This window comes from Streptomyces griseus subsp. griseus (assembly GCF_003610995.1).
Lineage (GTDB): Bacteria > Actinomycetota > Actinomycetes > Streptomycetales > Streptomycetaceae > Streptomyces.
Genome location: NZ_CP032543.1, coordinates 4292582 through 4309763, shown reverse-complemented (window position 1 = coordinate 4309763; position 17182 = coordinate 4292582). Strand labels below are relative to the sequence as shown.

Sequence of the window (17182 nt, the reverse complement as noted above, 5' to 3'; positions counted from 1 at the left end):
CGCATGCATGCCGGTAACCCCGCACACATGCGCACACGGCGCGTGATGACACGATTACGGTACCGCAACCTGATGACTCAGGATCTGCCGAAGCCTTGAGGACACCGACCCACGCGGGTCACTCCTTCATGACCTCGGGGAGACGTACGACGCCGTCCACTCGGTCTTCGGAGCCGCCTGGTTCACCGATCCAGCCGCCTCTTCCCTCTCGTACGCCAACGGCTCTCTCCCGGAGGGGTGTTCACCCTCTCGCGGCCTCCGGCCATCCCCGGTGCGTACAGGCCGCAGGGCAGGTACAAGGGCGGTTTCGCGGGCAAGGCGATGTTCACGTACCGCCACAGCTACCACCCGGCCGTGTGGCAGCGGCTGCTGACCCGGGCCGGGTTCGCCACGACCCACGCGGAAGTGCTGGACGCCCCGCACCCCGGACACATCGGTACGCTCCTGGTCCGCGCCGTCGCTCGGTGACGGGGGAGCCCTGCCCCCGGCCGTTCGCAGAAGCCGTAGCCGGAGCCGCTGCCAGAAGGAGCCGCCGAAGTGACCTTCCTCCTCCCCGACTCGGTCACCGAGGGCCTCCTCGCCAACGCCCGGCGGGACGGGATCGAGAAGTACGTCGTCGGCGCGCTGATCACCGACGAGGACGGCCGGGTGCTCCTGCTCAGGCGGCGGGCCGACGACTTCCTCGGAGGGCTGTGGGAGCTGCCGAGTGGCGGGGTCGACGCCGGCGAACGGCTCGAAGTCGCCCTGCGCCGGGAGGTCATGGAGGAGACCGGGCTCGCTGTCACCCAGGTCACCGGGCACGCAGGAAGCTTCGACTACACCTCCCGAAGTGGCCGCAGCACCCGGCAGTTCACTTTCGCGGTCAGCGTCACCGCCGGAGCCCCCGGAGCCGCCGGAGCCCCCGGAGCCCCCGGAGCAATCATCCTCAGCGAGCACGACGGATCCGCCTGGGCCGACCCGGACGATCTCCCGGCCGTCAGCGACGAGACGCGCGCCCTGCTGGAGGGCCCCCGATGATCACCTGGCGTCGGCTCACCGAGGACGACTTCCCGTTGCTGATCTCGTGGCTGGAGCGGCCGCACGTGGCCCGGAGGTGGAACCATGAGACCTCGGTCGAGGCCGTACGACGGGACTTCGGGCCCGCCGTCAGGGGGAGGAGCCCTCGGAGGAGCCGCTCGCCCACCTCGACGGCGGACCGTGCGTACTGGTGCCTGGGCCGGCCGCCGACCGAGCCTCCTGGCGGGTCCCGGAGAGGCCGGGTTCCTGCGGGTCGCCGAGGGGGAGATGGGCCGACGGCAGGTGCGCGATACCGGCCGCCCCCTGAGCTGATCCGAGGGCCAGGAAGCCGGTCGCGTACCAGAGGGGTCTCGGCGATCCACCGCCCGGCTTCCAGGCCGGCACCGCAGCGAGCACGGACAGCATCGACGCCCCGTACATCACGCGCGCTCCGACGCTGTGCAGCACCCACTACGCCTTCGCCGAGGTCGCCGTCGTCCTCGGCCGGGCCTCCGCCGCCTGCAAGCAGCTCGCGGCCTCCGCCCGGCGGCGGGCGCGCGGCGCCCCGGCACCGGACCGGCCGCCGGGATCCGGGCAGGCCGAAGACGTACGGCGGGTCGAGGAGGCGTGGGAGAGCGCGGACATCGCCGCCCTCGTCGGCCTGCTCGGCCCGGCCGCCGTGATGACCGCCGACGGCGGAGGCCTGGTCGGTACGGTCCTGCGGCCGTGGCTGCGGGACAAGTGAGGCGGGCCCCTCAGGGCCGGTCGCTCAAGAAGCGCCCCCAAGGAACGGGCTCACGAAGCATCCTGGAGGAGCGGGGCCTCAGGCGGGTGCCTGGCCCGTCTCGAAGCGGCTGACGCGGTCGCCGGTGACCGTGAAGGACCAGCGCGTCCGCATCGTGCCCCAGGTGTCGTTCGTGTAGTCGACGACCAGGGTGCGGCCGTCGTCCGAGGCCTGCACGACGTCCATCCGGCCGTTCGCCTTCGGAGAGAAGATCTCCTTCTCCGTCCAGGCGGCCAGATCCCGTTCGCTGCCGTCGTCGGACATCGTGGCGTCGTCGGTCAGGACGGCTTTGAAGGCGCTCTCGTCGCCCGCGTTGACGGCGGCGACGAACCTCTCGACCACCGGGTCGCTGATCGATGTGGTCATGGCGTTCCTCCTCGGTACGGGCAGGCCGGGAACGGGGTCCGGCCTCGGTGATCGATCCGTACCGAGTCTCTGCCGGTCGGCCCGTCGCCGCATGTCGAGGCGGCGGGCCGACCGGCGGGCGAAGCGGTCGCCCTCCGTCGCAGAGCCGGGGAGGGCGGCCGTCGCCTAGATGATGCGGAGTCCGGCGCGCAGGAGGTAGCAGGCGCTCATCCGGCCCGGTGAGTCACGCGCGGCCGCCGCGCCGCGCAGCACGGCGGCCGACGACGGCGAACACGGCCCCCAGCAGGATCAGCGCACCGCCGATACCGAGGACCATCGTGGTCGCCGTATCGCTTCCCGTCCGGGCGAGGTGGTCGCCCGCATCGGAGGCGGCTCCTGAAGGACCCGTCCCGGGCTGGGTGAACTCCGGTGCGGGAAGGGGATGAGCGGAGGCCGTGGCAGGGCCGGGACCGGAGCCGGGTGACGAGGCCGGGCCCGGATGCACGGAGGGCTCACGGCCCGGGTCCACGGAGGGGCCACGGCTCGGGTCGGCGGAGGGATCATGACTCGGATCCATGGAAGCGCTGGGATCCGCCGAAGGAACCGGAGAGGGGTCGGACGACGGGCCCGTGGAGGGGCCGGGACCGGCCGATGGCTCCGGGTCAGGCCCGGGACCAGCGCCACGGACGATCTCCGAGACTTCCCAGTAGTCCTCGTCACAGCTCTCCGCATGGTCCTCGTCGGCCCGTGGGCCGAGGAAGAACCGGACGGACGGAGCGTCCCCGGAGAACTTCATCCGCATCGGGATGACGGTCTCTCCGGGTGGCAGCGTCATGCCTTCGACGGGGAGCAGCACGTCCACGTCCCGCGCTCCCATGTCCCACAGCTCCATGTCCTGCCACGAGCCGTCGAGCATCGCCCGGACGGACATGTGCGACGGAAGAAGGGACGGGTCGGGGTGGTAGGTGATCACCTGGAAGTCCAGCGTGAAGTCGGACATCTCCTTCCCCGTGATGTTCGTCAGCACGAGGTCGAACTCCCGCCAGGCGCCGCCCGCCAGGAACTCTGCGGGCACCCTCCTGAGCCCTGTCACGAGACCGCCGCTCCGCGCACTCCGGCGGTCATCGCTCGTCGTCCCCTCCGTCGCCTGGACGGGACGAGGCCGCTTGCTCACCGGGTCGGCGACGGCGGACGCGCCTCCCAGAAGTACCGGGGTGGCCACCGAGACCGCCACCAGCAGGGCCATGCATCTACGTTTCACAGAACCATCGATTTCGTTCGCAGGGGCTGGAAATCATCAGCTTCCCGGCGATTCGGCGGTACGGATAGCCTCTTTCTTCCTCTCGACCCATAAAGCGAACTTATGGCACCAAGGCGCCCGAAAACCCGTCCCCGACACTCCGGCGCCTTCGTCACCCCTCCCCCGGACGCCCCTGTCACTCCGTGAGGGAGTCGCTTCCCCGCTCCCCCGCGGTCCGTTCGAGGAAGAGGTCCCGCCCCGGACACGTCGTGTGCGCGGGCCACAGCGCGTGGACCGGTACGTGGACCGGCGGGTCCAGATCCACGACGTACGCCGCGCCGCCCGCCGCCGGGCCCGCGGGCGCGGTGACGAAGGCGATGCGGCCCGTCGCGGTGACGGCGGTGATGGGTGGCGTGCCCTGCACCGGGTTGCGCTGGGTGTCCGGCTCCACGCCCGCCTGGCGGCACAGGCCGATCAGGAGGTCCGTGTACGCGGAGGAGCCGGACTCGCCCCACACCGTGATCGGCTCCCCGCGCAGGTCGGCCAAGGCCACCGTGGGGCGCGCGGCGAGCGGGTGGCCGGCGGGGACGGCGACCCGGAGGCGGTGTTCGGCGATCCGGGCGCGGGTGAGGCCGGTGTCGGCGGGCATGGACCGGCTCAGCCCCACGTCGCACGCGCCCGTGAGGAGTTGGTCACGCAGTTCGTCGGGGAAGAGCTGGCGTACGTGGGCCTGGATGCCCTGCTCCTCCGTACGGGCCCGGGTCAGCAACTCCACCACCTCCTCCGCCGTGACCGCCGGGGTGTGGCCGATCCTCAGGTGCCCGGCCTGCCCCCGGCCGATGCGCCGGGCGCGCTCCAGGGCGGCGTGCGCCTGGGCCTGGAGCGCGCGGGCGTCATCGATGAGGGCCTGCCCGGCGGGGGTGGGGGTGACGTGCTGGTGACCCCGGTCCAGGAGCTGGACACCGACGTACCGCTCAAGGGTGCGGATCGAGGTGCTCAGCGCCTGCTGGCTGAGGTGCAGCCGCTCGGCCGCCCGGGTGAACCCGCCCTCCTCCGCGACGGCGACGAGGTGTTCCAGCTTGTGCAGGTCCAGAGTCACGCGGCCCATTCCCTCCCGTACTCCTGAAGACGGTCAGCGGACCGTGTAGCCGCCGTTGGCGAAGATCGTCTGGCCGGTGATCCAGCCGCCCTCGGTGACCAGGAACTTCACCAGCGGCGCGATGTCCTCGATCTCCGTCAACCGGCCGCCCATCGCCTGCGACTTGTGGAACTCCACCCGCTCCGGCGTCTCCTGCGGGTAGAAGAACGGCGTGTCCATCGGCCCCGGGGCCACATTGTTCACGGCGATCCCGCGCGGGGCGAACTCCTTGGCCGCCGCCCGGGTGAAGTGCTCCAGCGGGGCCTTGGCGCCGGCGTAGGTGGCGTACCCGTCGGTGAAGGCGGCGAGCAGCGAAGTCACCAGGCTGACGATGCGGCCACCGTCGTTGAGCCGGGCGCCGGCCTCCTGGAGGAAGAAGTACGCCGCCTTGGAGTTGATCGCGAACATGCGGTCGTACTCCTCCTCGGTCGTCTCACCGATCGGCTTGCGGAGGACCATGCCGGTGGTGTTCACGGCCACGTCCACCCCGCCGAAGGCGTCGAGGGCCTGATCGAAGAGGCTGCGTACGCCTTCGACCCGGGTCAGGTCCTCCCGTACGACGAGGGCCTGGGCACCCGTGCCGCGTACCGCCTCCGCCGTCTTCTCGGCATCGGCGGCGGTGTTCTCGCCGTGGTAGTGCACGACCACGTTGGCCCCGGACTCGGCCAGGGTCCGGCTGATGAGGCCGCCGAGGTTCTTGGCCCCTCCGGCGACGACCGCGGTCCTGCCGTTCAGCAGCTGCTGCTCGCTCATGGTGACGGTCCCTCTCTCCGGCCGCATCTGTCGCTATGCGGCGTTGGTCTGCTTTCGTTGCGCTTTCCGTAGTCCACGCTAGGAGCGCCCCCGGGTCCGGGGGAAACACAGAGATCGCGTCGGCCTACCAGGAAGATGGGTCGTCGCAGGTCAGCGGGGGTAGGAGGCGCCCGGGTCCTGGCCGGGAAAGCCGTTGACGTACGCGTACGGGGCACGAAGGATCGACCCGTGACGATCAGCGAACGGCCTTCGACCGCCCCGGAGCGGGCGGCCCCGGCGCCGACCCCGGAGCGGGCAGCCCCGGAACAGGCGTCGGAGGAGGCAGCCCCGCGCCCGGCCCGTCGCGCTCATCACCGGCGTCGGCCGTTCCATCGGCATCGGCGCGGGCATCGCCCGACAACTCGCGGCCTCCGGCTGGGATGTCGCCTTCACCTACTGGACGCCGTACGACCGGCGCATGGAGTGGGGCGCCGAGGACGGGGCCGCGGCCTCCATCGCGCGGGAGCTGGAGAACGCCGGAGCCCGTACGACGGCGATCGAGGCGGACCTGACCGGGCCCGACGCCCCCGTCCGCATCTTCGACGAGGCGGAGCAGCGCCTCGGTCCGGTCACCGCGCTCGTCCTCTCGCACGCGGAGTCGGTGGACTCGGGGCTGCTGGACACCACCGTGGCGGCGTTCGACCGGCACTTCGCCGTGAACGCGCGCGCCAGTTGGCTGCTGATCCGCGAGTACGGGCTCCGCTTCCGCGGCGGGCCGGAGAGCGAGCCCGGCGCGGGCGCGGGCCGCATCGTCGCGCTCACCAGCGACCACACCGTGGGCAACCTCCCCTACGGCGCGAGCAAGGGCGCCCTGGACCGCATCACCCTGGCCGCCGCCCACGAACTGGCCCACCTCGGCGTGACCGCCAACGTCGTCAACCCCGGTCCGGTGGACACCGGTTGGATGAACGACGACCTGCGTGAAGCCATCACCCGGGGCACCCCGCTCGGCCGCCTCGGCACCCCGCAGGACACCGCGCACCTGGTGGACTTCCTGTGCTCGCCACAAGGCCAGTGGGTCAACGGGCAGTTACTGAAGAGCAACGGTGGCGCAGCGCCCTGAGCGCGCCTGCGAAAGCCATGCCTCGCAACCCTGTGGAGTGCTGGCGGAACGTCTACTGTTTGCCTGGTCCATGTAGTGCACAGGGGGTCGCATGCAAGGCGAAGACAGGTCCGGAGCCGGGGCCGAGGGCGGAGCCTGGGTCGGGCACGGAGCCGGGGCCGGGGACGGAACGGGGAACGGGAGTGGCGCGGCGGGCGGGGGTACCGCCGGTGGTCCTCACGGCCCGCAGGATCGCCGCCCGGGCGACGACCACCATCACGCGGACTCCGGGACCGCGCAGGCATGGCCCCGGACACCGCCGCGCGCTCCCTCACCACACAGGCCGCAGGTGGTGATCGAGGGCCGCTACGAGCTGCTGGAACCGATCGGCAGCGGCGGCATGGGCGAGGTGTGGAAGGCCCACGACCGGCGGCTCCGCCGCTTCGTCGCCGTGAAGGGGCTCCTCGACCGGAACGCGATGACCGCCTCCACCCAGGCCTCCGCGATGCAGCGGGCGCGCCGGGAGGCGGAGGCGATCGCCAAGATCGAACACCCGAATGTGGTGACCGTCCACGACCAGGTCGAGACCGACAACCAGGTCTGGATCGTGATGAAGCTCCTCGAAGCCAGGTCCCTGGCGGATCTGCTGCGCGCCGAGCGGGTGGTCGCCGTACCGAGGGCGGCGGACATCGGCCTCCAGATCCTCCAGGGCCTGCGGGCGGTCCACACGGCGTCGGTGGTCCACCGCGATGTGAAGCCGGGCAACGTGCTGGTCCGGGACGACGGGCTGGCGATCCTGGTGGACTTCGGGATCGCGACGTTCGAGGGCGCGGCCCAGGTGACCCGGTCCGGGAGCGTCATCGGCACGCCCCCGTACCTGGCGCCCGAACTCTTCGCCCCCGGCTCCCCCGGCCCCACCCCCGCATCCGACCTGTGGGCGCTCGGCATCACGCTGTACGAGATGGTCGAGGGCCGGGTCCCGTTCGCCGGCGGTGAGGTGTGGGAGGTCCAGGAGAACATCCGGCAGGCCCCCGACCCCGCCCTCCGGTACGCCGGACCGCTCGCCCCGGTGATCCAGGGCCTCCTCCTCCCGGACCCGCACGAGCGCCTGGACGCGGCGACGGCGGAGGCGATGCTGCGGGAGGTGCTCGGCGACCCGCCCCCTCGGAACACGACCGGCTCCGGGACCGGAACCGCCACGCACCCGCCCACGGAGGTCTCCGAACCGCGCCCCGACCCGCTCGGCCCGCCCGTGGCGGCGCCTCGGGCGGACGGATCACCAGCACGCCGCGGCGCCCGGAAGCGGCCGTGGCTGAAGGCAGCGACGGCGACCCTGTGCGTGGCCCTGCTGGGCACGGCGGGCTGGCTGGTCGCGAAGGGGGTCGGCGACGACAAGGACGGTACGACGGGCACCACCACGGCCGGCCCGGGCGACCGGGGCCGCGGCGGCAGCGCCGTGACGGAGAAGTGGAAGGCGACGAACCCCACCCTGAAGATCGGTGTCAAGGACGACCAGCCGGGCCTGAGCAAGTACGACAGGAAGACGGACACGTACACGGGTTACGACATAGACCTGGCCTACGCGATCGCCGGGCACATGGGGTACAGCCGGAACGAGGTCGCCTTCACCACGGTCCCGACCGACTACCGGAGCACCGCGCTCAAGACGAAGGGCGTGGACCTCGTCATCGCCTCGTACAGCATCACGCCCGAACGCAAGAGCGCGTCACCCGGCGGGTACAGCGTCGACTTCGCGGGCCCGTACTACGAGGCGAGCCGGGGCTTCCTGGTCCGCGAGAAGTCCAGCAAGTACACGATCAACGACTCCAGCGACCTGCGCCGGCTCAAGGTCGAGGTGTGCACGGCGCGGGACTCGACGTACGAGACGGAGCTGCCCAAGCGGGGCTTCACGATGACGGAGTCCCAGCCCAACACCTACCAGGACTGCCTGGACCAGCTGTTGGACGTGACGTCGGACGTCTACGCGGTGGCCTCGGACGACATCATCCTGGCGGGCTACGAGAAGGCGAACCCGGGCAAGGTGCGGCGGCTGGAGAACATCCAGGGCGCGGAGGGGTACGGCGTGGCGATGCGCCCCGGGTCGCCGGGCCTGAAGACCGAGGTGTGCTCGGCACTGCGGAAGATCCTGGCCGGAAAGGTCTGGGAGGACCTGTACGCGAAGAACCTGTCGACCCTCCTGGGCAACAAGACCCCCCCGGGCCGCCCGGACCTGACGGAGTGCGAGGGGTACTGACAGCTTTCGGGCGGTACGGACCCGGGCCGGGGCCACTGCTCCGGCCCGGCCTGCCGGTCACCGTCCGGGACACCACTCCCGCCTCGGGCTCACCGCTCCGGAAACCGCTCCCCGCACCGGCTGCAGAAGACCGGCACGGGATCCTCGGACAACCGCCCGCACCCCGAACAGACCCGGTCCAGCATGCAGGGCCCTTCGCCCCCGTCGTACGCCACACCGGGGCCCTTGACGGCAAGCCCGGGCCGACGACGGTGAACGGTGAGATACGTGAGCCCGCCCGGGCCCGCGACAAGGGCGCGCCGCGAGGTGCGAGGCAGCCAGAGGACGGTGGATGCGCCCAACTCCATCACCCCACCCGCCATGCGCACGAGCCCTCCCCCCTCCAGCACCACCAGGAGCACATCCAGCACGTCCTCCTGATGCTCCCCGACCTCGGCCCCGGCCGGCAGCCGCACCACGTTGCCGTCCAAATCCCGCCCCTCCTCGGCAAGCCGCCACAGAGCGCCGCGCTGGTCGGGGGCGGCGGAGGCGAGGAGGTCGTCCAGTACGGCGAGGACCCGGGGAGTCGCGTTCACGGCGGCAAGGGTACGCCTCGTGGATCAGGCGATGGGCCAGTGATCGCTGATCAGATAGGCGACGGCGTCGCGTCCGAACCACCGGCCGTGGACGCCGAGAGGGGCGCCGCGCAGTCGGTCTTCGCCGTCCATGCCTCGGACAGCCGGTCCAGCGGATCGTTGGTGAAGCACTGGGTGTCGGTGGACTTCTGCTCGTCCTGGTCGGTGTGCTCGTCGTGCAGCAGGGTCCTGTCCGCCTCCTGGTCCAGCGTGGCGCTGAACTCCTGGCGTGTGGGCCGGGGGAAGACGTCGTAGAGCGTGTTGGCGAGCAGGGCCCCACGCTGTCCACCGACACGGTACGGCAGGTCGTTGCCCCCTACGCTCCCTCAGGTCAAAAGCTCACGCTCCTCGATCTGGCCGCCGCGGAAATCCCACTGGTCACCGAGGCGGCAGGGGCGGTCAGCTGTCACCCGCTCCACCTCGCGGGGGTGGAGCGCCGGGGCGCCTCAGCCTCAACCCGTGCCGCGACGCCCCGTAAGGTGTCCCGTTCACGAGCCAGGATGGGGAGGCGCCGAGGTGGACCGGAAGCAGTCCGACGAGTTGTACCCGCCGATCGACCCGTACGACAGCGGGATGCTGGACGTCGGCGACGGCAACCTCGTGTACTGGGAGGTGTGCGGCAACCCGGAGGGCAAGCCGGCTCTCGTGGTGCACGGCGGGCCCGGTTCCGGATGCACCCCTCGTGCCCGCAGGTACTTCGACCCGGACCGCTACCGCGTCGTCCTCTTCGACCAGCGGGGCTGCGGCCGCTCCACGCCCCATGCGAGCGACCCGGCCACCGACCTGCGGCACAACACCACGCACCACCTGATCGCCGACATGGAACGCCTTCGGGAACACCTCGGCATCACCGGCTGGCTGCTGTACGGGGGCTCCTGGGGCTCCACGCTGATCCTGGCGTACGCGCAGACCCACCCGGAGCGCGTCACCGAGGCCGTCATCGCGTCGGTCACCACGACCCGCCGCAGTGAGATCGACTGGCTCTACCGGGGCGCCGGCCAGATCTTCCCCGAGGCCTGGCACACCTTCCGCGAGGCCGTCCCCGAAGCCGCGGGCCCGACCGACGTGGTCGCCGCCTACGCCCGCCGTATGGAGAGTCCCGACCCTGCCGTACGGGAACGGGCCACGGCCGCCTGGTGCGCCTGGGAGGACGCGGTCCTCTCCCTGGAGACGAACCCGGGCCCGGCCCCGTTCAGCGGCCGCCCGGACCGCGCTCAGCAGGCCCTCGTCCGGATCTGCAGCCACTACTTCTCCCACGGCGCCTGGCTCAAGGAGAACCAGCTCATCGACGACGCCGACCGCCTGACCGGCATCCCCGCCGCCCTGGTCCACGGCCGCTTCGACCTGGGCGGCCCCCTGATCACCGCCTGGGAACTCGACCGCGCCTGGCCGGAGGCCGAGCTGACGGTCATCGAGGACGCGGGCCACCTGGGCGGGCCCGCGACCCGGCGGGCGGTGCTGGCGGCGCTGGACCGGTTCGCGCGGTAGCGCCGCCAGCACCGCCCGCCGGGTCTGGCGGCGCTGGACCGGTTCGCTGGGTAGCGGAACGTCTCGTGCCTGGCAGGCCGGGCCTGGTCCGGCACGGCGGCCCGCAAACACCCGCAGCCGCCACCCCGTCCCAGGGCGGCGGCCGCGAGGTTCGCTTGGGGTCAGGTCACCAGGCGAAGGCCTCCGGTGACGGGCCCGGGCCCGGGAAGATCTCGTCCAGGCCGGTGAGGACCGCCTCCGGGAGGTCCAACTCCAGGGCTCGCAGGGCGCTGTCCAGTTGGCCGGCGGTGCGCGGGCCCACGATCGGGCCCGTGATGCCGGGGCGGGTCAGGAGCCAGGCCAGGGCTGCTTCGCCGGGCTCCAGGCCGTGCTTCTCCAGCAGGTCCTCGTACGCCTGGACCTGGGCGCGGACCGTGCTGTTGGCCAGGGCGTCGGCCGAGCGGCCCGAGGCGCGGCGGCCCTCCGTGGCCGCCTTCTTGATGACGCCGCCCAGCAGGCCGCCGTGGAGCGGGGACCAGGGGATGACGCCGAGGCCGTACTCCTGCGCGGCCGGGATGACCTCCATCTCGGCGCGCCGCTCGGCCAGGTTGTAGATGCACTGCTCGCTGACCAGGCCGAGCGAACCGCGCCTGGCCGCCTGCTCGTTGGCCTGGGCGATCTTGTAGCCGGGGAAGTTCGAGGAACCCGCGTACAAGATCTTGCCCTGCTGGACCAGGACGTCGATCGCCTGCCAGATCTCGTCGAACGGGGTGTTCCGGTCGACGTGGTGGAACTGGTAGAGGTCGATGTGGTCCGTCTGGAGCCGCTTGAGAGAGGCGTCGACGGCCCGCCGGATGTTCACGGCGGAGAGCTTGTCGTGGTTGGGCCAGGCGTCGCCGTCGGGCGCCATGTTCCCGTACATCTTGGTGGCCAGGACCACCTTGTCGCGCCTGCCGCCGCCCTGGGCGAACCAGGTGCCGAGGATCTCCTCGGTGCGCCCCTTGTTCTCGCCCCAGCCGTAGACGTTGGCGGTGTCGAAGAAGTTCAGGCCCGCGCCGAGCGCGGCGTCCATGATCGCGTGGCTGTCCGACTCGTTGGTCTGCGGGCCGAAGTTCATCGTCCCGAGCACGAGTCGGCTGACCTTGAGTCCGGTGCGTCCGAGCTGTGTGTACTTCATGACGCCCCAGCCAACTCCTTCGAGTCCACTCCAGGCAAGCATGCGTCGACCGAGTGTCCGACGCCTGGGACGGACCCCTGCCGTCAGCGGCCGCCCTCCGGCGTGACCACCAGCGTCCGCAGCAGCCGGTTCAGCTCCTCGCACTCGGCGCCCGTATCCGCCCCCTGCACATCGGCGCCCGCGCACTCGCCGCCGCGGGCGTCGCTGCTCGTCCTCCAGCCGCAGGCCGGACCGGACGGCATCGGCGTCCTCGCCGAGCTTCTGTGGGCCGTATGCATGGCCACGGGCATCGTGCGCCTGCCTGGGCATCATCGGGGCGCTGCTCGCGTACGTCGTGTGGTGCAACGGCACAGCGCGGCCGCCGGCCCTCGCCGCCTCGTTCCTGTCGTTCGCCTCGCCCCTGTGCGCCACGGTCCCGGGCTGCCTCTTCGTGGGGCAGACCCTGGGGCCGCTCCAGCTCCTGGGCGCGGCAGGGGTGTCGGTGCGGTGGTGCCGGCTCAGCGCGGCGAGGGGGCGACGCCAGGTACGCCGCCGCGCGCCCCGCCCGCTCAGCTGCCGAAAGCGGCCGCCACGGCGACGACGAGGAACATGAGCACGAGCACGGCCGCCATGATGCGGTTTCTGGTCTTCGGGTCCACCCTTCGAGCCTAACCGCACCGCCCGCCGGCTCCGCGCCCAGGCCCGTACCACCTCCAGGGCCCGGACCGGTGTGACGACAGGGCCGGGTCCGGGCTCGGCATCGACAGGACCGGCACCTCCCCGGACCTCGTCCTGAAGACCGATTCCTTTCCCCGCGGCTGACCTCGTGATGCGCACGGAACCGCCCCCTCCCGGTCCGGGAGGGGGCGGTTCCGTGTCTCCTGGGTGTGTCCTACGCCGCCGTCGCCAGCTGCTCGCGCTGTACGAAGCGGACGTGCGGGTGGCCAGGGCGGAGGTCGACCTTCAGGCGGAGGCCGCCTATGCGGGCGAGGGCGAAGCCGACGCCCAGGGCGGCGATCAGCGAGATCGCGCCGCCGGCCGCGAAGCCGATACGCGCGCCGTACGTGTCGCTGATCCAGCCGACGATCGGGGCGCCCACCGGCGTACCCCCGGCGAAGACCATCATGTACAGGCTCATCACCCGGCCCCGCATCTCGGGGTCGGCGGCCATCTGCACGCTGGTGTTCGCGGTGATGTTCGTCGTGAGGCCGAGCATGCCGATCGGGACCAGGAGGATCGAGAACAGCCAGACGTTCGGGGAGAGCGAAGCCGCGATCTCCAGCAGCCCGAACGCCGTTCCCGCCGCCACCAGCATCCGCAGCCGCGTGGAGCGGCGGCGGGCCGAGAGCAGCGCGCCGGCCAGCGAACCGGCGGCCATCAGGATGTTGAAGAACGAGTACATCCCGGCGCCGCCGTCGAAGACCCCGTCCGCGAAGGCGGTGAGCCAGATCGGGAAGTTGAAACCGAACGTGCCGACGAAGCCGACCAGCACGATCGGCCAGATCAGCTCGGGGCGGCCACGGACGTACCGCAGTCCTTCGCGCAGCTGGCCCTTGGCGCGGGGCACCCGGACCGAGGCGTGCAGTTCGCTCGTCCGCATCATCAGCAGGCCGATGAGCGGGGCCAGGAAGGAGAGGCCGTTGAGCAGGAACGCCCAGCCGCTGCCGACCGTGGTGATCAGGACACCCGCCACCGCGGGGCCGATGAGGCGGGCGGACTGGAAGTTCGCCGAGTTCAGGCTGACCGCGTTGCGGAGCTGCGCGGGGCCGACCATCTCGGAGACGAACGACTGGCGGGCCGGGTTGTCGACGACGGTCACCATGCCGAGGAGGAAGGCGACCAGATAGACGTGCCAGACCTCGACGACGCCGGAGAGGGTCAGGACGGCCAGCGCGATACCGCACAGGCCGAGCATGGCCTGGCTGACGAGCAGGATCTGCCGCTTCGGGAGGCGGTCGGCGATGACACCGCCGTACAGGCCGAAGAGCAGCATGGGAAGGAACTGGAGGGCCGTGGTGATACCTACGGCGGTCGCGGAACCCGTCAGGCTCAGGACGAGCCAGTCCTGCGTGATGCGGGACATCCAGGTACCGGTGTTGGAGATCACGGCGCCCGTGGCGAACAGGCGGTAGTTACGGATCTTCAGCGACGAGAAGGTCCCGCCGGTCTTGCTCTCGTGGGTGGCGGTCGGTGCGGGGGCGGAGTCTGCTCCGGATCCCGTACTCAAAAGGGTTCATCTCCTCATACGTCTACGGCGTGCGGTCCGACGAGGACGTGACGGCGGGCGCTCCGGCGGTGATCGTCCGGGCCGGCGGTGTGCCGGGCCCGGTTGATCGTCTTCCCCGTGCCGGTGGTCCCATCCGGTACGGGTCAGGCGTGGCGCCGGTGCGCCCGCGGGGTCACAGGTGGGCGAGCTTCTCCAGAACGGGCGCGGCGGCCCGCAGCGTCTCCCACTCGTCCTCGTCCAGGCCCTCGGCGAGCTGGGCCAGCCAGGCGTTCCGCTTGGTGCGGCTCTCCGCGAGCATGGCCTCGGCCTGCTCGGTCTGGCTGACCATCTTCTGCCGACGGTCATCGGGGTGCGGTTCCAGCCTGACGAGTCCCTTCGCTTCCAGCAGCGCGACGATGCGGGTCATCGACGGGGGCTGCACGTGCTCCTTGCGGGCCAGCTCGCCGGGGGTGGCCGAGCCGCAGCGGGCAAGGGTGCCGAGCACCGACATCTCGGTGGGGCTCAGCGATTCGTCGACGCGTTGGTGCTTGAGGCGTCGGCCCAGCAGCATCACGGCTGAGCGGAGGGAGCTCACGGCGGCGGCACTGGCACCGTCGTGGATCAGGTCAGGCATGTTTGTTAGCGTAACTCATTACCCAAACTAAATACCACCCGGTGGTACGCGCGCGAAACACCGATCACCCGAACGAGTGAGACGGAAGCGGAAAGTGACGCGAAAAGCGCCCCCGGGCCGCGACCCTGCTCGGTATGGGATCGACAGTGCTCAGCCTGCGGATAGACGGTGAGCTGCTCGACCGGCTCCGGCAGCATGCCGCCAAACGCGGAATGAGCGTCCAGGACTACGTGGTCCGGACGCTCATTCGCGACGACTTCGACGAACGCTTCAAGGCGGCCGTCGACGAGACGGAGAAGTTCTACGGCCCGCCGGCCGCCCCGAGGGACGCCGACGAGGAGAGACCCGGCGCCCGCGTCAAGCCGGTCACGTGAGGCCGAGCGCCGGCATCGCGTAGTAGAAGACGAAGACCGCCGACACCACGTACATCGCGATCGGGACCTCCCGGCCCCGGCCCGCCGCCAGCCGCAGCACGGAGAAGGCGATGAAGCCGATGCCGATGCCGTTGGTGATCGAGTACGTGAACGGCATCATCACCATCGCCAGGAACGCCGGGATCGCGAGTGTGTAGTCGCTCCAGTCGATGTCCCGTACGGACCCCGCGATGATCAGGAAGCCGACCGCCAGCAGGGCGGGAGTGGCCGCCTGCGACGGGACCATGGTCGCCAGCGGTGTGAGGAACAGCGCCACCGAGAAGAGCAGACCGGTCACCACGCTCGCCAGTCCGGTGCGGGCGCCCTCTCCGACGCCCGCCGTGGACTCCACGAAGCACGTGGTGGCGGAGGACGAGGTCGCACCGCCCGTGGCGACCGCGATGCCGTCCACGAACAGCACCTTGTTGATGCCGGGGAAGGTGCCGTTCTCGTCCATCAGCTTGGCCTCGTCGCCGACGCCCAGGATGGTGCCCATCGCGTCGAAGAAGCAGGACAGCAGCACGGTGAAGACGAAGAGGATGCCGGTCAGCAGACCGACCTTCCCGAAGCCCCCGAAGAGGCTGACCTCGCCCAGCAGGCCGAAGTCGGGCGCGGAGACCGGGTTGCCCGGCCACGCGGGCGTCGTCAGGCCCCAGGCGCCCTCGGGCAGACCGGCCACCGCGTCGATGACCAGGGCGACGACCGTCATGGCGATGATCGAGATCAGGATCGCGCCGGGCACCTTGCGCACGATCAGCGCCAGCGTGAGCAGCGCGCCGAGCACGAAGACCAGGACCGGCCAGCCGGTGAGGTGGCCGTCGCCGCCGAGCTGGAGCGGGACGGTGGTGAGGGCGGCGTCCGGGATGCGCGAGACGAAGCCGGAGTCGACGAGTCCGATCAGCAGGATGAAGAGGCCGATGCCGATCGCGATGCCCTTGCGGAGCGAGCGCGGTACGGCGTTCATCACGCGCTCCCGCAGCCCGGTCGCGACCAGCAGCATGACCACGACGCCCGCGAGGACGACCATGCCCATCGCGTCCGGCCAGCTCATCCGGGGGGCGAGCTGGAGGGCGACCACGGTGTTGACGCCGAGCCCGGCCGCGAGCGCGATCGGCACGTTGCCGATGACGCCCATCAGGAGCGTGGAGAAGGCGGCGGAGAGCACGGTGGCGGTGACCAGCTGACCGTTGTCCAGCTGGTGGCCGTACATGTCCTTCGCACTGCCCAGGATGATCGGGTTGAGCACGATGATGTACGCCATCGCGAAGAACGTGGCGAACCCGCCGCGGAGTTCGCGCCCGACGGTCGACCCCCGCTCGGAGATCTTGAAGAACCGGTCCACGCCGCCGGTGGGCTGCGGTGCCGAGGGCTGCGGGGAGTCGACCGGAGCGGTGGCCGAGGGGGGCATGGGTGACCTCAGTCGTACGTAGGGGAGCGAGACGGGGCGCTCCCCGGAGCGGGAGCAGAAAGGGCGAAAGGTGATCGAAATTGGATGTTCAGACGAACAATTCGAGCCAGCCCAAAGCAGATTCAGTATGAATACATAAGGCGAAGATCGCTATCTCCGCGCGTAGACCCGCGTGGCGCCTTGCGTCCACCGGCCACCGCACCTCCGATCGGGTGGCCCCATACACTGACCACATGGAGAAGTGGACACCGAAGCACGAGGCGCCCGAGCCCCTGGAGGGCCCCATCGTCTCCACCGTCGTCGGCGGCACGATCCTCTGGTTCGTCCTCTTCCTCGCCCAGCTCCCCTTCTACGGCTGGTTCGCCGACCACGGGCACACCTGGTGGGTGTGGACACCGCTGGCCGGCGCCGGGCTCGGCCTGATCGGCATCTGGTACGTCCGCGGGCGCGACGCCGCCCTCAAGCGCCACGCGGCCCAGGCACAGGCCAAGGACGCCGCGGGGGCCGAGGCGGCGGACGGGGCACTGGGCACGAGCACCCGGACCGACCGGACCGCCTGAGGCGGCCGGTGAGCCATCGGTAACCCTCCCTCAGGAGAACCGAGCCCTCCCGCGAGACCGAGCCCCCTCACGTACCAGAACGGCCCCTCCCGCACGAGAACAGTCCCGCCCGTACGGGAATCTCGCCGCTCCC

The 17182-nt window shown here is 71.2% G+C and carries 17 protein-coding genes and 4 pseudogenes; 10 read left to right on the top strand and 11 right to left on the bottom strand.

What is annotated here, in order from left to right:
• Positions 1 to 139: 139 nt before the first annotated feature.
• Positions 140 to 468: pseudogene (locus D6270_RS19405) on the top strand (SAM-dependent methyltransferase); the annotation flags it as partial.
• 69 nt (positions 469 to 537) lie between these two features.
• Positions 538 to 1017 (top strand): NUDIX hydrolase, encoded by a 480-nt coding sequence (locus D6270_RS19400; RefSeq protein WP_109164293.1) that lies wholly within the window; start codon positions 538 to 540, stop codon positions 1015 to 1017.
• Positions 1018 to 1146: 129 nt separating this feature from the next.
• Here D6270_RS19400 and D6270_RS33245 read toward each other — a convergent pair.
• A pseudogene (locus D6270_RS33245) lies at positions 1147 to 1461 on the bottom strand (hypothetical protein); the annotation flags it as partial.
• Between the two features lie 7 nt (positions 1462 to 1468).
• On the opposite strand from D6270_RS33245, the pseudogene D6270_RS33240 reads away from it, so the two are divergent.
• A pseudogene (locus D6270_RS33240) lies at positions 1469 to 1723 on the top strand (RNA polymerase subunit sigma-24); the annotation flags it as partial.
• Positions 1724 to 1819: 96 nt separating this feature from the next.
• Here D6270_RS33240 and D6270_RS19380 read toward each other — a convergent pair.
• The 4 genes from D6270_RS19380 to D6270_RS19365 all read right to left on the bottom strand — a co-directional run bounded on the left by D6270_RS19380 (position 1820) and on the right by D6270_RS19365 (position 5256).
• A complete protein-coding gene (locus D6270_RS19380) occupies positions 1820 to 2146 on the bottom strand; it encodes a nuclear transport factor 2 family protein (RefSeq protein ID WP_109164294.1) in 327 nt (108 codons plus the stop codon).
• A gap of 223 nt (positions 2147 to 2369) precedes the next feature.
• Positions 2370 to 3371: a hypothetical protein gene (locus D6270_RS19375; RefSeq protein WP_109164295.1), complete on the bottom strand. Its 1002-nt coding sequence runs from the start codon at positions 3369 to 3371 to the stop codon at positions 2370 to 2372.
• A 190-nt stretch (positions 3372 to 3561) separates the two neighbouring features.
• Complete coding sequence (locus D6270_RS19370) at positions 3562 to 4464, bottom strand: LysR family transcriptional regulator (RefSeq protein ID WP_109167364.1); 903 nt, start codon at positions 4462 to 4464, stop codon at positions 3562 to 3564.
• Between the two features lie 33 nt (positions 4465 to 4497).
• On the bottom strand, positions 4498 to 5256 hold the full coding sequence (locus D6270_RS19365; protein ID WP_109164296.1) for an SDR family oxidoreductase: 759 nt from the start codon (positions 5254 to 5256) through the stop codon (positions 4498 to 4500).
• Positions 5257 to 5605: 349 nt separating this feature from the next.
• Between D6270_RS19365 and D6270_RS19360 the strand changes: the two genes are divergently transcribed.
• Both D6270_RS19360 and D6270_RS19355 read left to right on the top strand, forming a co-directional pair.
• Positions 5606 to 6358, top strand: a complete 753-nt coding sequence (locus tag D6270_RS19360; protein ID WP_109164297.1) for an SDR family oxidoreductase — start codon at positions 5606 to 5608, stop codon at positions 6356 to 6358.
• A 91-nt stretch (positions 6359 to 6449) separates the two neighbouring features.
• The gene (locus tag D6270_RS19355) at positions 6450 to 8591 is read left to right on the top strand and encodes a serine/threonine-protein kinase (protein WP_109164298.1); all 2142 of its coding nucleotides are present in this window, start codon (positions 6450 to 6452) and stop codon (positions 8589 to 8591) included.
• Positions 8592 to 8680: 89 nt separating this feature from the next.
• Here D6270_RS19355 and D6270_RS19350 read toward each other — a convergent pair whose 3' ends face one another.
• Positions 8681 to 9166, bottom strand: coding sequence for a hypothetical protein (locus tag D6270_RS19350; RefSeq protein WP_109164299.1), 486 nt, complete (start codon positions 9164 to 9166; stop codon positions 8681 to 8683).
• 87 nt (positions 9167 to 9253) lie between these two features.
• Here D6270_RS19350 and D6270_RS33235 point away from each other — a divergent pair, with 87 nt between their 5' ends.
• Both D6270_RS33235 and pip read left to right on the top strand, forming a co-directional pair.
• Complete coding sequence (locus D6270_RS33235) at positions 9254 to 9460, top strand: hypothetical protein (protein WP_225976903.1); 207 nt, start codon at positions 9254 to 9256, stop codon at positions 9458 to 9460.
• A 261-nt stretch (positions 9461 to 9721) separates the two neighbouring features.
• Entirely contained in the window at positions 9722 to 10693 is a 972-nt protein-coding gene (gene pip / locus D6270_RS19340) for a prolyl aminopeptidase (RefSeq protein ID WP_109164301.1), read from the top strand.
• A gap of 166 nt (positions 10694 to 10859) precedes the next feature.
• Here the strand turns inward: pip and D6270_RS19335 are convergent, their stop codons facing one another.
• Complete coding sequence (locus D6270_RS19335) at positions 10860 to 11849, bottom strand: aldo/keto reductase (RefSeq protein WP_109164302.1); 990 nt, start codon at positions 11847 to 11849, stop codon at positions 10860 to 10862.
• A gap of 83 nt (positions 11850 to 11932) precedes the next feature.
• On the bottom strand, positions 11933 to 12091 hold the full coding sequence (locus D6270_RS32585; RefSeq protein WP_158650540.1) for a hypothetical protein: 159 nt from the start codon (positions 12089 to 12091) through the stop codon (positions 11933 to 11935).
• 92 nt (positions 12092 to 12183) lie between these two features.
• Here D6270_RS32585 and D6270_RS34035 point away from each other — a divergent pair.
• Positions 12184 to 12261, top strand: a pseudogene (locus tag D6270_RS34035) (hypothetical protein); the annotation flags it as partial.
• Between the two features lie 459 nt (positions 12262 to 12720).
• Here D6270_RS34035 and D6270_RS19330 read toward each other — a convergent pair.
• On the bottom strand, positions 12721 to 14055 hold the full coding sequence (locus D6270_RS19330; protein ID WP_109164303.1) for an MFS transporter: 1335 nt from the start codon (positions 14053 to 14055) through the stop codon (positions 12721 to 12723).
• A 172-nt stretch (positions 14056 to 14227) separates the two neighbouring features.
• Positions 14228 to 14668 carry a MarR family winged helix-turn-helix transcriptional regulator gene (locus D6270_RS19325; protein WP_093694094.1) on the bottom strand — a complete coding sequence of 147 codons (441 nt, stop codon included), beginning with the start codon at positions 14666 to 14668 and terminating at the stop codon, positions 14228 to 14230.
• Positions 14669 to 14802: 134 nt separating this feature from the next.
• On the opposite strand from D6270_RS19325, the gene D6270_RS19320 reads away from it, so the two are divergent.
• On the top strand, positions 14803 to 15042 hold the full coding sequence (locus D6270_RS19320) for a ribbon-helix-helix protein, CopG family (RefSeq protein WP_109164304.1): 240 nt from the start codon (positions 14803 to 14805) through the stop codon (positions 15040 to 15042).
• Here D6270_RS19320 and D6270_RS19315 read toward each other — a convergent pair.
• The gene (locus D6270_RS19315) at positions 15035 to 16489 is read right to left on the bottom strand and encodes an NCS2 family permease (RefSeq protein ID WP_109164305.1); all 1455 of its coding nucleotides are present in this window, start codon (positions 16487 to 16489) and stop codon (positions 15035 to 15037) included. The two genes, D6270_RS19320 and D6270_RS19315, sit on opposite strands and share 8 nt — an antisense overlap.
• 233 nt (positions 16490 to 16722) lie before the next feature.
• Here D6270_RS19315 and D6270_RS19310 point away from each other — a divergent pair, with 233 nt between their 5' ends.
• A complete protein-coding gene (locus tag D6270_RS19310) occupies positions 16723 to 17049 on the top strand; it encodes a DUF2530 domain-containing protein (RefSeq protein ID WP_109164306.1) in 327 nt (108 codons plus the stop codon).
• The last annotated feature ends 133 nt before the right edge of the window (positions 17050 to 17182 follow it).